The 13995-nt window shown below is 73.4% G+C and carries 16 protein-coding genes; 9 read left to right on the top strand and 7 right to left on the bottom strand.

Annotated features, from left to right (window positions below; translation table 11 throughout):
* Position 1 precedes the first annotated feature (1 nt).
* Together VM636_RS28305 and VM636_RS28300 are read right to left on the bottom strand one after the other, a co-directional pair.
* Complete coding sequence (locus VM636_RS28305) at positions 2-799, bottom strand: VOC family protein (RefSeq protein ID WP_030419202.1); 798 nt, start codon at positions 797-799, stop codon at positions 2-4.
* A gap of 163 nt (positions 800-962) precedes the next feature.
* Positions 963-1445 carry a VOC family protein gene (locus VM636_RS28300; protein ID WP_338485964.1) on the bottom strand — a complete coding sequence of 161 codons (483 nt, stop codon included), beginning with the start codon at positions 1443-1445 and terminating at the stop codon, positions 963-965.
* A 442-nt stretch (positions 1446-1887) separates the two neighbouring features.
* Here VM636_RS28300 and VM636_RS28295 point away from each other — a divergent pair, with 442 nt between their 5' ends.
* The gene (locus VM636_RS28295) at positions 1888-2772 is read left to right on the top strand and encodes an RNA polymerase sigma factor SigF (RefSeq protein ID WP_338486478.1); all 885 of its coding nucleotides are present in this window, start codon (positions 1888-1890) and stop codon (positions 2770-2772) included.
* 207 nt (positions 2773-2979) lie between these two features.
* Here VM636_RS28295 and VM636_RS28290 read toward each other — a convergent pair whose 3' ends face one another.
* The gene (locus tag VM636_RS28290) at positions 2980-3435 is read right to left on the bottom strand and encodes an ATP-binding protein (protein ID WP_030419199.1); all 456 of its coding nucleotides are present in this window, start codon (positions 3433-3435) and stop codon (positions 2980-2982) included.
* Positions 3436-3579: 144 nt separating this feature from the next.
* Between VM636_RS28290 and VM636_RS28285 the strand changes: the two genes are divergently transcribed.
* The 3 genes from VM636_RS28285 to VM636_RS28275 all read left to right on the top strand — a co-directional run bounded on the left by VM636_RS28285 (position 3580) and on the right by VM636_RS28275 (position 6016).
* On the top strand, positions 3580-4158 hold the full coding sequence (locus VM636_RS28285; protein WP_338485963.1) for a PRC-barrel domain-containing protein: 579 nt from the start codon (positions 3580-3582) through the stop codon (positions 4156-4158).
* Positions 4158-4571, top strand: a complete 414-nt coding sequence (locus tag VM636_RS28280) for a PRC-barrel domain-containing protein (protein ID WP_078855793.1) — start codon at positions 4158-4160, stop codon at positions 4569-4571. The genes VM636_RS28285 and VM636_RS28280 overlap by 1 nt, the downstream gene beginning before the upstream one ends.
* A gap of 155 nt (positions 4572-4726) precedes the next feature.
* Positions 4727-6016: a streptophobe family protein gene (locus tag VM636_RS28275; protein WP_030419196.1), complete on the top strand. Its 1290-nt coding sequence runs from the start codon at positions 4727-4729 to the stop codon at positions 6014-6016.
* 35 nt (positions 6017-6051) lie between these two features.
* On the opposite strand, the gene VM636_RS28270 is transcribed toward VM636_RS28275, so the two are convergent.
* Together VM636_RS28270 and mgrA are read right to left on the bottom strand one after the other, a co-directional pair.
* Entirely contained in the window at positions 6052-6462 is a 411-nt protein-coding gene (locus VM636_RS28270) for a hypothetical protein (protein WP_030419195.1), read from the bottom strand.
* A gap of 319 nt (positions 6463-6781) precedes the next feature.
* Complete coding sequence (gene mgrA, locus VM636_RS28265) at positions 6782-7774, bottom strand: L-glyceraldehyde 3-phosphate reductase (protein WP_053914792.1); 993 nt, start codon at positions 7772-7774, stop codon at positions 6782-6784.
* 127 nt (positions 7775-7901) lie between these two features.
* On the opposite strand from mgrA, the gene VM636_RS28260 reads away from it, so the two are divergent.
* Positions 7902-8786 (top strand): LysR substrate-binding domain-containing protein, encoded by an 885-nt coding sequence (locus tag VM636_RS28260; RefSeq protein ID WP_030419193.1) that lies wholly within the window; start codon positions 7902-7904, stop codon positions 8784-8786.
* Between the two features lie 25 nt (positions 8787-8811).
* Positions 8812-9327, top strand: a complete 516-nt coding sequence (locus VM636_RS28255; protein ID WP_030419192.1) for a DinB family protein — start codon at positions 8812-8814, stop codon at positions 9325-9327.
* Here VM636_RS28255 and VM636_RS28250 read toward each other — a convergent pair.
* Both VM636_RS28250 and VM636_RS28245 read right to left on the bottom strand, forming a co-directional pair.
* Positions 9291-10388, bottom strand: coding sequence for an adenosine deaminase (locus tag VM636_RS28250; protein WP_030419191.1), 1098 nt, complete (start codon positions 10386-10388; stop codon positions 9291-9293). The two genes, VM636_RS28255 and VM636_RS28250, sit on opposite strands and share 37 nt — an antisense overlap.
* Before the next feature lie 255 nt (positions 10389-10643).
* Positions 10644-11537, bottom strand: coding sequence for a glycoside hydrolase family 19 protein (locus tag VM636_RS28245; RefSeq protein ID WP_030419190.1), 894 nt, complete (start codon positions 11535-11537; stop codon positions 10644-10646).
* Between the two features lie 408 nt (positions 11538-11945).
* On the opposite strand from VM636_RS28245, the gene VM636_RS28240 reads away from it, so the two are divergent.
* The 3 genes from VM636_RS28240 (at position 11946) to VM636_RS28230 (ending at position 13903) form a co-directional block, all read left to right on the top strand.
* Positions 11946-12386, top strand: coding sequence for an SPW repeat protein (locus VM636_RS28240; RefSeq protein ID WP_030419189.1), 441 nt, complete (start codon positions 11946-11948; stop codon positions 12384-12386).
* Positions 12387-12488: 102 nt separating this feature from the next.
* Positions 12489-13445 carry an IS481 family transposase gene (locus VM636_RS28235; RefSeq protein WP_338485962.1) on the top strand — a complete coding sequence of 319 codons (957 nt, stop codon included), beginning with the start codon at positions 12489-12491 and terminating at the stop codon, positions 13443-13445.
* Between the two features lie 194 nt (positions 13446-13639).
* Positions 13640-13903 (top strand): GlsB/YeaQ/YmgE family stress response membrane protein, encoded by a 264-nt coding sequence (locus tag VM636_RS28230; RefSeq protein WP_030419188.1) that lies wholly within the window; start codon positions 13640-13642, stop codon positions 13901-13903.
* Positions 13904-13995 lie beyond the last annotated feature (92 nt).

Raw genomic sequence — 13995 nt, 5'->3', positions numbered from 1 at the left:
CTCAGTCGACCTGGCGCAGCTTGGGCATCTCCCCCTCGGTCCTGGAGGTGTCGATCACCGAGAAGTTGGCGCCCTGCGGGTCGCTGATGGCGGCGAAGCGGCCGAAGGGGGTGTCCATCGGCCCGAACCTCAGCACGCCGCCCAGCTCGGTGGCCCGGGAGACCGCCGCGTCGCAGTCGGCGACCCCGAAGTAGACGTTGATGTAGGGCGGCATCCCGGCCGGGAAGTCGTCCGTCATCGCCATCCGGCCGATGACGGGCCGGTCGCCCAGCTCGAAGACCCGGAAGTCGACCGCGTCGTCGTCCATCTGCTTGGCCGCGTAGGAGAAGACCGTGGGGAAGAAGGTGTCCGACGCGCCGGTCTCACGGGTGAAGATCTCCGCCCAGCAGTACGCCCCGGGCTCGCCCATCAGCTGGAAGCCCTCATGGGTGCCGCCCTGCCAGACGCCGAAGAGCACCCCGCCGGGGTCACGGGCCAGGCACATGGTGCCGAACTCGCCGACCTGCATGGGTTCCATCAGCATCTCGCCGCCGGCGTCGCGGATCTGCGCGGCGGTCGCGGCGGCGTCGCGGGACGCGAAGTAGAGGCACCACTGCGCGTGGCTCTCCTGTCCCGGCATGGGCGGCACGACGGCGGCGACCGCCTTGCCGTCCTTGTAGCACTGGGTGTAGTCGCCGTACTCCGACGAGGACTCGCCGAAGGTCCAGCCGAGGACTTCCCCGTAGAAGTTCTTGGCCGCCTCCAGGTCCGGGAACATCGCGTCGGCCCAGCACGGGGCGCCTTCAGGTTGTACGGCCATGGCTGCCGCCTCCGTTCGAGGAATCGCTGTGCTCTGTCGGGGACTGGCCCCTCTTCTCACGCTAGCCATCCCGGCGCGGACGCGCGCGGGGACGGGATCCGGGCAGGACCGCGCGGGTGCGGGACGCCCGGCGGGCCGGGGCTCCCGTACGGGCGCGGGGCCGTCACGCGCCGGCGTAGGCGCGCTCCAGGGCGGCGATGTCGAGCTTGCCCATCGTCAGCATGGCGGCGGTCGCCCGGGCCGCCTTGCCCTGGTCGGGGTCGCGGACCATCTCCGTCAGGACCTGCGGGACGACCTGCCAGGACACCCCGAACCTGTCCTTCACCCAGCCGCAGGGCCCCTCCTCCCCGCCGTCCTCGGTGAGCCGCGCCCAGTGGTAGTCGACCTCCGCCTGGTCCGCGCAGGAGATCTGGAAGGAGATCGCCTCGGTGAAGCGGAAGTCGGGGCCGCCGTTGAGCGCGATGAACCGCTGTCCGTGGGCCGTGAACTCCACGGTCAGCACGGAGCCGGCCGGACCCGGTCCCGCCTCGGTGTAGCGGGTGACGGGGCCGAGGCCCGCGTCCTTGAAGACCGACACGTAGAACCGGGCCGCCTCCTCCGCCCGGCCGTCGAACCAGAGACACGTGATGAAGCCGTCGGTGGTCATGGGTTTCCTCCCGGAGAGTGGAACACCGTCACCCATGGAGACCCTCCGGCGCCCGGGAACTCATCGGCGGCCCGGGAAGCGGCCGGGGAAGCGGCCGGGGAACCGGGTGCGAAGGGGGTGGGGTGCGGGGGTGAGGGGCGGCGGCCGGACGGCCGGCCGCGCGCCGGGGCGACATGTCGCCGGGTCGCCGTGTCGGCATGACGCCGTATCGCCACTCTGCGCCCCGGAGGGGCTTCTTTCAGCCGGAGCCGCCGCCCGCCCGGGTGCTCCTCCGGTCCCCGGAGGCGGCCTGGGGGCACTCGTGCGGTCCCGGGCGGCGCGCGCGGGGTCGCGTTCCGGTCACCCGCGCACGCCGGGGGCATGGGCGGTGACGGTCCGGGTACCCGCACACGGGAAAGGCCCCGGCAGGAACGGGCGGACCGTGGATTTCGTGGGAGAGGCAATGGAGAGCGCCGTGATCCGGCCCAGCGCGCAGGTCGTCGAGGAGACCACCGGGAGCACCACGGGCGAGGGATCACTGCCGGGTGTCGAGGACCCCCGTGCCGTGGCGCCCCGCGACGCCCGGCACCTGTCCCGCCCCTTCTTCCACCGTCTGGCCGAACTCGAGGAGGGCACGCACGAGTACCAGTACGCGCGCAACACCCTCATCGAGATGAACATGTCCCTGGTCCGCTTCGCCGCCGGACGGTTCCGCGGGCGCGGCGACGACATGGAGGACATCGTCCAGACCGGCATGATCGGCCTGATCAAGGCCATCGACCGGTTCGAGCTGTCGCGCGAGGTCGAGTTCACCTCCTTCGCGCTGCCGTACATCGTCGGCGAGATCAAGCGCTTCTTCCGGGACACCACCTGGGCCGTGCACGTGCCGCGCCGGCTCCAGGAGCTGCGGGTGGAACTCGCCAAGGCCCGCGAGGAACTGTCCAGCCGTCTGGACCGCGAACCCACCGTCGCCGAGCTGGCCACCCTGATGAACATCGACGAGAGCGAGGTCGTCGAGGGACAGATCGCCTCGAACGGCTACAACTCCTCCTCCCTGGACGCCGCGTTGACCGGCGACGGGCCCGAGCACGGCGAGTCGGTCCTCGCCGACTTCATCGGCGTGGAGGAGGGGCTGCGGCTGGTGGAGGACTTCCACTCGCTGGCCCCGCTCATGGCCGAGCTGAGCGAACGCGACCGGCGCATCCTGCACATGCGGTTCGTGGAGGAGGCGACCCAGGCGGAGATCGGGGAACGGCTCGGCTGCTCGCAGATGCACGTCTCCCGGCTGATCAAGCGGATCATCACCCGGCTGCGGGAGGGCATGCTCGGCGAACTGGGCTGCGCCTGACCGGGGGCCCCTGCCCGCCCGCACGCGCGCGCCGGACGGCGCAGACCGCCGGAGGCACGGATCGGCGGCGGACGGCGCAGACCGCCGGAGGCACGGATCGGCGGCGGACCGGACGGCAGGGGGCCGGGGCCGGAGTCCGTCCCGGTGGCCGGTCGGCCCTTTCGCCGGCCGGGCCGGCCTTCCCGGCCGGTCAGCCGGTCGGGAAAGTCACTCGGCGGAGAGCCGCACCAGGGCGCGCACCCGCTTGCCCACCGGCACCCGTTCGACGACGACGGCCTCGGCCAGGGCGTGGACGATCTCCAGTCCGTGCCGGCCGACGCGCTCGGGGTCGCGGGGAAAACGCCGGGGCACCGACCCGCTGCTGTCGTAGACGCGCACCTCGACCGAGGTGTCGGTGCCCTCCAGCTCCAGGATGTACGGGCCGCTGCTGTGCCGGTCGGCGTTGGTGACCAGTTCGCTGACGACCAGGAGCACCGCGCCGTCGGAGCGCCGGCCGATCTCGGCGCACCATTCGGTCCGGAGCTGTTCGAGGAAGAGCGAGGCGAAGGAACGGGCCTCGGCGATGCTGCCCTGCTCGCCGGAGTAGTGCGCCGCCCGCCTCAGCGGTTCCACGGGTACGTCGAAGCCAGTCGGTATCACTGCCCCGTCCAGGTATTCGGTCATGCGTTTCTCTCTCGGAAGCCGGACTGGCCGGACGCTACTGCACCTGTCCTCGTACCCCGAGCGCGGCCCCCCAGTCCCCCCGCGCCGGCAGTGCGTGCATCGTCACAGCCGGACGGGGAACCCGGGGTCGCGGGAGGGTGCGCGATGGACGAACTCATGGCCGCGCGGAGCCTCGGCACCCGGCCGGTGGTGACCCTCGGCGGTGACGCGATCGCCCATGTGAGGGACACGCTCTTCGACGCGGACGCCCGCCGGATCACCGGGTTCACCCTGACCGGGCGGCGGTTGCTGTCCGGTCCGCTCCCCCACGCCCTGCCCTGGCCGTCGGTGCAAGCGCTCGGCCACGACGCCGTGATGATGCGGGACGCGCTGGGGCTGGTCTCCGAGGACGCGCTGACCGGCCCCCGGGGCAGTCTGCGGGCCCGGGTCCTGGGCGCGCGGGTGCTGACGGAGGCGGGCGAGACCGTCGACACGGTCCTGGACGTCGTGGTGGAGGGCGGTGCCAGCGGCCGGGTCGTCGGCTTCCGGATCGCCGCCGAGCCGCGGTTCGCGCCGGGCCGCTCCGGGCACCGGCGCCGGGTGTACGTGGTGCGCGGCCCGTCGCTCACGGTCGCCGGGCGCACGCTCGTCCTGCCCGGGGAGACCGTCCGGCACGTCGCCGACGACCTGGCGGGCCTGACCGCGCTGGCGCGAGGCGTCCCGGGGCCGGGGGCGCCGCCGTGATGCTGCTCACCGAGGTGCGCGGGCTGCCCGTGACGGGCCCGGACGGGCACACGCGGCTGGGTGCGGTGGCGTCCCTCTCGGTCGACGCCGCGGCGGGCACGGTGCGCCGGGTACGGGTCCGGCGGGGCCCCTTCCGCAAGGAGACCGAGGTGTCCTGGGACGCGGTGCGCTCGGTCGGCCCGGACGGCGTCCGGCTGCGGGCCGGCGCCGTTCCCGGCCCGCCGGGACGCCCGCGCGACCCGGTGGGCAGCCTGGTGCTGACGGAGGCGGGACAGGAGCGGGGCAGGGTGCTGGACGCCGCCTTCTCGCCCGGCACCGGCCGGGTGCTCGCGGTGTTCACGACCCGCGGCGAGCTGTCCCCGGCGCGGCTGCTGGGGCTCGGCGACCACGCCCTCGTCGTCCGCTCCGGCTGAGCCCCGGCCCGCCACGCGACCGGGAACGGCACCGGCTCGCCGGACCCCGCGGCACCCGGCGACGCGGACGGACCCACCGGGCGGGCGCGGCACCCGGCGACGCGGACGGACCCACCGGGCGGGCGCGGGGCGCGGAGGCTGCTTAGCGTGGCGGGGTGAGCGCGCGAACCCCTCTCCGCCCGGCGGTCGCCCGGCACGGCTGGGCGCAGGCCCTCGGCACGGTGCTGGCCGGGCTCGTCGCCATGGGCGTGGTGGCCGCGCTGGGCCTGTGGGCCGCCGGCGCAGGCGATCTGCCCGTCGGCGCCTTCCCCCGGGTCGTCACCGCGACCGTCGTGACCGCGGTCGGCGGCGCCCTGGAGGTGACCGGAAACGCCGACGCGCTGGTCGGCACCGACGCCGCGCTGTCGGTGCTGCCGCTCTCCGTGACGCTGACGGGCGCCCTGGTGATCGGCTGGGGTTTCCTGCGCCCGCTGCGGCACCGGGCCGTCGCCGGCGCGGGGGAACTGGCCGGCTGGGCCGGGCGGATCGCCTTCCTGTGGCTGCTCGCCCTGATCGGCATGGCGTACGCGGCCCACCAGACGTTCGAGATCTCCCTCGGCCAAGGGCTGCTGAACGACCTCGGGGACCTCCTCGGCATCCACCCGAGGATCGGCTTCACGACCGACCTCGGGGCGAGCGTCCTCTACGGGCTGCTGTGGCTGGCGGGGGTGCTGCTGCTGGCGCTGCTGGTGTCGCCGGGGGCGCCGCTGCCGGGGCGGCTGCTGCGCTACCGGGAGTCGGTGCGGCCGGCCGCGTTCGCGATGGTGGCGCTGCTGCTGGCCTCGCTCGTGATCGGTGTCGTCATCTGCCTGGTGGTCGCCGGGACGCGGGGACACGCCTCCCGGACGCTGGCGGTGCTGCTGCTCGGCCTGCCGAACGTGGCGTGGCCGGCCCTGACGATCGGCATGGGCGCGACCTGGGACGGGCGGGTGGAGGGGCCGTTCGGCTTGCCGATGCCGCACGTCCTCGACCAGGTGATGCGCACCCCGGGCCTCTCGACGGTGAACCTGGGCACGCTCGCCGAGCACGACGGGCGCGTCTGGTGGCTGCCGGCCGCCGACGTCGTCCTGCTGCTCGCCGCCGGCTTCCTGCTGGCGGCGCGGTCGCCGGCCCGGACGCCGCCCTGGCGCCTGGCCGTGCACATGGCCGTCGCGCTCGCGCTCACCGTGCTCATGATCGGCCTGCTCGGCCGGATCTCGGCGCACTTCGGCCTGTCGGTGCTCGGTATCGGGAACCTGGGCGGGGAGTTGTCCGGCCGGGTGTTCCTGCGGCCCCGGCTGTGGGGCGCGGTGGGTCTCGCCGCGGCCTGGGGGCTGGTCGCCGGGTTCCTGGGGGCGCTGCTCGCCCGCGCGGTGGGCCGGCGCACCGGCGCGGTGCGGGGCCGGGTGCCCGGACCGGACGCCTGAGCGGAGCGCGGCACCGGGTTCGCCCCGGGCCCGGCTCAGGCGACGGTGACGACCGGCGGCGGGGCGGCCCGCTGCATGCGCAGGGCGTCGACCGACTCGGCGAGCAGCTCGTACTCGGTGGTCTCGTCGCCGGTGGCGATGCGGACGAGCCGTCCGGCGGCCAGTTCCTCGGCGACCGATTCCTGTCGCACGACGTCGGCGCACCAGGCGCGCAGCACGGCGGGGACGTCGGGGGCGTCGTCCGCGAGCGGTGTCAGGGCGCCGCGCGGGAGGTGGGCGGTGTCGGGCTGGGGATCGAGGCGCTCGGCGATCCAGGAGGCGCGGTCGCGCAGCCACCACAGGGCGAGGGCGAGGGTGGGGGCGCGGTAGGTGCCGAGGGGGACGCCGATCCGCCGGCCGTCACAGACCCCGTAGGCGGTGACATGGCACAGGAATTCGTCGTGCACGGCTCCCCTCCCCCGTCGTCCGGCACGCCCGCCGGTCGGGCGGACGGCGGCCACGCGGCTCGTGTGCGGCGCGTGAGGGAGCTGTCGCGCGGTGTGAGACAGCCCTCAAGGTGAGTATGTTCACCGCTGAACGACTGTCACCATGAGTTTCCGGCCAGTCTCCTGGCATATTCCGGGTGATCACCGGGCCGAGACGAGGCGGGCCCCGGCCGCGGGGTGTACGGCGTGCGCGACGGGCTGTCCCCCGGCGGCCCGAGCGCCCCCGGCCCGCCGTCTCCCGGGGGAAGCGGCGGGCCGGACCCGGCGGGGTGCCGGCCGGTCAGCCCGCGACGACGCGGTCGATGCGGGCCAGCTCCTCGTCCGTGAACCCGGGCCCGCGCACGGCGGCGACGCTGTCCTCCAACTGCGCCGGGCTGCTCGCGCCGACCAGGGCGGAGGTCACCCTGCCGCCGCGCAGCACCCACGCCAGGGCCATCTGCGCCAGCGTCTGCCCGCGCGCTCCGGCGATCTCGTCCAGCGCGCGCAGCCGGCCGACCAGTTCGCCGGTGACGGCGTCGGAGCGCAGGAAGGGGCTGTCGCTCGCGGCCCGCGAGTCCTCCGGGATGCCGTCGAGGTAGCGGGAGGTCAGCAGGCCCTGCTCCAGCGGGGAGTAGGCGATGGAGCCGACCCGCAGTTCGTCGAGCGTGTCCAGCAGGCCCTCGGTCTCCGGGCGCCGGTCGAGCAGCGAGTAGCGCGGCTGGTGGATCAGGAGGGGGGTGCCGAGGCCGGCGAGGATGCGGGCGGCCTCGCGGGTCTGCTCCGGGGAGTAGTTGGAGACGCCCACGTAGAGCGCCTTGCCCTGCTGCACCGCCGTGTGCAGGGCCCCCATCGTCTCCTCCAGCGGAGTCTCCGGGTCCGGGCGGTGCGAGTAGAAGACGTCGACGTACTCCAGGCCCGTCCGGCGCAGGCTCTGGTCGAGGGAGGAGAGCAGGTGCTTGCGCGAGCCCCACTCGCCGTACGGTCCGGGCCACATCAGGTAGCCGGCCTTGGTGGAGACGATCAGTTCGTCGCGGTGGCCGCGGAAGTCGGCGCGCAGCGCCTCGCCGAACGCGGACTCGGCGGAACCGGGCGGGGGACCGTAGTTGTTGGCGAGGTCGAAGTGGGTGACGCCGAGGTCGAAGGCGCGGCGCAGGATGGCGCGCTGTGTCTCGACGGGACGGTCCGGACCGAAGTTGTGCCACAGGCCGAGCGAGAGCGCGGGGAGCCTCAGGCCGCTGTGTCCGGTGCGCCGGTAGGGCATGTCCGCGTAACGGTCGGGGTGTGCGGTGTACAACGCGACTCCTGAGGGGCTTGGTACCCGGGTACGGGTTGGGGAGGGACCGGTTCCCACTCTGGCGTGACCCGCGGGCAGTGGTCCAACAGAAGAATCCGATGGGATTCAGCGGATACGCTTCTCAATCATGGAACTGCGTCAGCTCCGGCACTTCGTGGCGGTCGCCGAGGACCGGCACTTCACCCGCGCGGCGGAACGGCTGCTGGTCTCCCAGTCCGGTCTGTCGGCGTCGGTGCGGGCGCTGGAGCGGGAGCTGCAGACGCCGCTGTTCGTCCGGACCACGCGGCGGGTGACGCTGACGGAGGCCGGGCGGGCGCTGCTGGGCGAGGCGCGGCGCGTCCTCGCCCAGGTGCGGGCGGCGCACGAGGCGGTGGCGGCCGTGCAGGGCGTCCTGCGCGGCACGCTGTCGCTGGGCACGGAGCAGTGCATCGCCGGCGTCCACGTGGCGGGGCTGCTGGCCGCGTTCCGCCGGCGCCACCCGGACGTGGAGATCCGGCTGCGGCAGGCGGGCTCGGGCGAGCTGGCGGAGGAGGTCGCGGCCGGGCGCCTGGACCTGGCCTTCGCCTACCGCACCCAGGCCGACACCGACCAGTTGTGCTCCACCTCCCTGGCGGCGGAACCGATGACCGTGCTGTGCCACCCCGGGCACCGCCTCGCGGCCGGCGGCGCGGTGCTCGCCCCCGGCGACCTCGCCGACGAGGTGTTCGTCGACTTCCACCCGGACTGGGGCCCGCGCCGGATCACCGACGCCGCCTTCGCCGCCGCGGGCGTCCGGCGCGGCGTCGCCCTGGAGGTGAACGACGTGCACGGGCTGCTCGACCTGATCGACGAGGACCTCGGCATCGCGGTCGTGCCGCGCCACTTCCGGCACAAACGGGCGTCTCTGGCCTCCCTCCCGCTCAAGGACGGCGCCGGGACGCTGTACGAGACGATCGCCCTGTCCCCGCCCCCGCCGGCCACCAGTCCGGCGGCGCGGGCCCTGTTGGCGCTGCTGGGGACGGGGAGCGACTGAGGTCCGGCTGCGCCATGGTGGAGGCATGCACGCCAAGGACATCCTCATCGAGGGCTACGGCCGCATCCGGGAAGAGGTCCACGCCGCCGTCGAGGGCCTCGGACCCGACGCGCTCCACGCCCGCCCCGACGGCCGCGCCAACTCCGTGGCCTGGCTGGTCTGGCACCTCACCCGGGTGCAGGACGACCACGTCGCCGACGCCTTCGGCCTCGACCAGGTGTGGCTCGCCGGGGGCTGGGCGGACCGCTTCGGGCTGGGCCTGCCCCGCCACGACACCGGGTACGGCCACACCCCGGCGAAGGTCGCCGCGGTGCGGGTCGGCTCCCCCGGCCTGCTGACCGGCTACCACGACGCGGTGCACGAGCGGACGCTGGGCGCGCTGCGCTCGCTGACCGCCAAGGACCTGGACGAGGTGGTGGACGAGGGGTGGGACCCGCCGGTCACCCTCGGCGTGCGGCTGGTCAGCGTCCTGTCCGACGACCTCCAGCACGTCGGGCAGGCCGCCTACGTCCGGGGGCTGGTCCTCGGCAGCGCCGCGTAGCCCGGCAGGACGACGTCCTCGATCAGCGCCCGGCGCTCGTCGTAGGGGATGAAGGCGCTCTTGAGGGCGTTCACCGTGACCGTGCGCAGGTCGTCCGCGGTCCAGCCGGCCTCCTCGACCAGCAGGGACATCTCGCGGGTCATCGTCGTGGCCGAGACCAGCCGGTTGTCGGTGTTGAGGGTGACGCGGAAGCCGAGGTCCTTGAGCGCGGTGATCGGGTGCTCGGCGATGGACGTGGCCGCGCCGGTCTGGAGGTTGGAGGTCGGGCACATCTCCAGGGCGATACGGCGGTCGCGGACCCAGCCGGCGAGCCGGCCCAGCTTGCCGCCGGCGAGGTCCGGGATGTCGTCGGTGATGCGCACGCCGTGGCCGATGCGCTGGGCGCCGCACACCTGGAGGGCCTGGTGGATGCTGGGCAGCCCGTGCGCCTCGCCGGCGTGGATGGTGAAGGGCACGTTCTCGCGCCGCAGGTACGCGAAGGCGTCGAGGTGGTCGGCGGGCGGGAAGCCGTCCTCGGCGCCGGCGATGTCGAAGCCGACGACCCCGGCGTCGCGGAAGGCGACCGCGAGCTCGGCGGTGGCGCGGGTGCGGTCGAACATGCGCATCCCGCACAGCAGGGTGCCGACCCGGACCGGCGTGCCCCCGGCCGCCGCCTTCGCCATGCCGGCGGCCAGCCCCTCCTGGACGGTCTCGACGACCTCGGCGAGGGTGAGGCCCCCGCGGAGCATCAGCTCGGGGGCGTAGCGGACCTCGGCGTAGACGACGCCGTCGGCGGCGAGGTCGAGGACGTACTCCTCGGCGGTGCGCAGCAGCCCCTCGCGGGTCTGCATCACGGCGAGGGTGTGCTCGAAGGTGGCGATGTAGCGCACCAGGTCGCCGGAGTTGGCGGCCTCGTAGTACCAGGCGGCCAGTTCCCCGGGGTCGGTGGTGGGCAGGGTGTGGCCGACGGCGTCCGCCAGCTCGACCACGGTCGCGGGGCGCAGGCCGCCGTCGAGGTGGTCGTGCAGGACGGCCTTGGGCAGGGCGCGGAGGGTGGCGGTGTCGATGCGGGGCGCGGTCATGCGGGGGTTTCCTCGGCAGGTCGTTCGGGGGTCTCGCGGCGGGGCCGGGCGGGGGTGGGGCGCCGGAGCCGTCGGGACGGCGGTGACGGGAGAGGTTATACGTAAAACTGCCTGGAGACCAGTCCGGGCCCCGGCCGTGCCCCGGCCGGAAACGTGCGGGGCGCGCCGCGGACGCGAGGGCGGCGCCGCCCGTCCACCGCGGTGGGCCGGGGCCCGAGCGGGGGACGGACGGCGCCGCCGGTGCCGTGGGCCGGGTCAGCAGTAGAGGTTGCCGCCCGGGTCGACACCGAGGATCTGCGCGAACCGCTGGTAGGTGCCGACGCGGCTCTGGACCTGCGCGGGGTTGCGGCCGTCGCACTCCAGGGAGCCGTTGATGGAGCGGATCGTCTGACCGAAGCCGGCCCCGTTGACCATGGCGTTGTGGCCGGTCATGCTGCCGGGCCCGGACTGGGTGTTCCAGTACCACAGCGCGGTCTTCCAGGCGACGGCCGAGTCGTTCTGGACCAGCCAGGGGTTGCCCAGCAGGTCGATGCCGAGGGCGTCGCCGGCCGCCTTGTAGTTGAAGTTCCAGCTCAGCTGGATCGGGCCGCGCCCGTAGTACGCGTCCTGTCCGGCCGGGCAGCCGTACGGCTGGCCCCAGTCGCAGTAGTGCGGGTAGTTGGCGGTGTTCTGCTCGACGACGTGCACGAGTCCGCCGGTCTCGTGGCTGACGTTGGCGAGGAAGGCCGCCGCCTCCTGCTTCTTCGTCACGTCGCTGCCGGTCTTGGCGAAGCCCGGGTAGGCGCCGAGCGCCGCGGTCAGCCCGCCGTAGCTGTAGAAGGAGTTCCGGCCCGGGAACATCTGGTTGAACTGGGCCTCGCTGACCACGAAGTCGCCGACCGGCGTCTGGGAGCCGCCGTCCTCACAGGCGTACGGCTTCCAGTACCAGGTACTGATGACCGGGTCGTAGCCCGGGTTCGCGTGCTCGGCGATGTACGCCTTGCCGTCCGTGTAGCGGACGATGTCGCCCGCGTTGTAGTGGGTGCCGGCCGACCAGTTCGGATAGCCGGAGCACGACGCGGCGGACGCCGGGGCGGCCGGCAGCAGCGCGGGCACGGCACCGGCGAGGGCGAGCACGGTCACCAGGGCGGAGATACGGCGTCTCGACACAGGTACTGCCTCCTTGTCGGAGCACGGTCGCTCCCGCGCCGGGGGAAGGGCGCGGCGACGGCCTCGTACGCACGGACCGGCCGGGCCGGCCACGGCGTGGGGCGACCGTGGTGGGGGGGTGGGGAGGACACTCAACCGCGTTGGTCTGTACCAGTCAAGGGTGTAGACCAATTCCGGCCGCATCGCCGGAGCGAGGCCGAACGGACCCCGCCACGGGCCCAGTTGGCCGACGATCCCCCCGACCGGTGCGCACCGGGGAGCGGGTGACCGTTTCGCACGGGATCACGGGCACCTCTCCTTATCCCCAGCTCTACACATAAGGGGTGAATAAGAGCACAATGGACGTGCGTGGCGTGAGTTCGGACCCTCCGCCGCGTCAGGCCCCGTACGTCACGAAGGAGACGAGTCATGGCCAACGTCTCGCACTCAAGAGGTGACATCGCCACTCATCCCGACGCCCCGGAGATGCGGGCCCGCTACGCCCGCATGCTCGGCGGCCGCGACGTGGCACTCGTGGACGGGCCGGTGTTCCTGCTCGGCCTCTACTGTGCCGTGTCCCCGTGGATCGTCCACTTCACGGCCAACCAGCCGTCACTGGTGGCACACAACCTGATCATCGGCGTCGCCATCGGTCTGCTGGCGCTCGGCTTCACCCGGGCCCCGGAGCGCATGTACGGCCTGAGCTGGGCGATGTGCGCGGTCGGCGTGTGGATGATCATCTCGCCGTGGATCGTCGGCACCCACCCGGACGCCGGCGTGATCTGGAACAACGCCGTCATCGGAGGTCTGGCCCTGGCGCTGGGGCTGGTCTGCGCCGGGACGGCCGCCAGGAGCGCCCCCAGGCACTAGGTGTATTGATCACGAGCGTTGTTGACACTGCTGGATCTTGAACATGGCGAAGACCTCCGGTGTGGTGGGAGCTGTCTAGGAACTCACCGCACGGAGGTCTTCGTGCCCCACCGTAATGCCCGGCTGACCGTCTTCGGTAGAAGACTGCTGGTCGAACGTGTCTGCTCAGGCCGTCCGGTCGCTCACGTGGCCGCCGAGATGGGTATCTCCCGGGCCACGGCTCACAAATGGATCCGCAGGTGGCGGGCTGAAGGCGAGGCGGGCCTGCACGACCGGTCGAGCCGGCCTCACACGACGCCGCACCGGACCGCGGCCTCGGTCGAAACCCGCGTCTGCGACCTGCGACAGAGCCGCAAGCTCGGGCCGGCCAGGATCGGCCCGATCCTGGGCCTGCCCGCCTCGACCGTCCACCGGATCCTGACCCGCCACCGGCTCAACCGCCTGGCCTGGCTCGACCGCCCCACCGGCACGCTGATCCGCCGCTACGAACGCGAGCGTCCCGGGGAACTCATCCACGTCGACGTGAAGAAACTCGGCCGGATCCCCGACGGCGGCGGTCACAAAGCGCTGGGCCGCCAGGCCGGCCGGGCCACCCGCAACAACATGGGCTTCGACTACGTCCACTCCGCCGTCGACGACCACACCCGCCTCGCCTACAGCGAGATCCACGGCGACGAGAAGACCGCGACCTGCGCGGGCTTCCTCACCCGCGCGGCCACGTTCTTCCACAGCCAGGGCATCACCCGGATCGAGCGGGTGCTGACCGACAACGCCTGGGCCTACCGCAAGGGCCTGGCCTGGAAGGCAGTCCTGGCCGAGCTCGGCGCGACCGGCAAGCTGACCCGGGCCTACCGGCCGCAGACCAACGGCAAGGTCGAACGCTTCAACCGCACCCTGCTCGACGAATGGGCCTACCTGCGGCCCTACACCTCAAACACCGAACGGACCGAAGCCCTGGCAGACTTCCTCCACACCTACAACCACCACCGCTGCCACACCGCACTGGACGGACACCCGCCCATCAGCCGTGTCAACAACGCTGCGGGTCAATACAACTAGGACCTCTCGCTTCAGACGAAAGACCCTGGGCCGGGTGCGCGCTCCCGGCCGCGGGCCGGTCCGGACCGCCGGGCCGGCCCGCGGCCCTTTCTGTCAACGGCCTTCACAGGCAAGCGGGTTGGACGTCGGCGGACTGCCGTCGCCGCCAGCGGGCACACGTCATCCCGCGGGGGTCTTGACGGAGAGGGGTGGAAGTGGAGATCGACGGCATCATCAGTGCCCTCGTCATCGGCGTCGTCATCGGTGTCCTGGGCCGGCTGGTGGTCCCGGGGCGCCAGCGCATCGGCGTGCTGTGGACGATCCTGGTCGGCATCGTGGCCGCGCTCATCGGCTCGTGGATCGCGAACGCCTTCGGGGTGGCCGACACCAAGGGCGTGGACTGGATCGAGTGGCTGATCCAGATCGGTCTGGCGGCGGTCGGCGTGGCCGCCCTGGACCGGTCCAGGGCGGGCGGCTGAGGGGCCCCGCCCTCGGGGAGGGCGCGACACGGTGCCTGGCGGCACGCCGGTCCGGCCGGCGTGCCGCTCGGCGTGTCCGGGTCTGCGGGCGG

It is taken from the genome of Streptomyces sp. SCSIO 75703 (assembly GCF_036607905.1).
Classification (GTDB): domain Bacteria; phylum Actinomycetota; class Actinomycetes; order Streptomycetales; family Streptomycetaceae; genus Streptomyces.
Note: the sequence above shows the minus strand (reverse complement) of the source record. Positions and strands in the feature narration are given on the sequence as shown.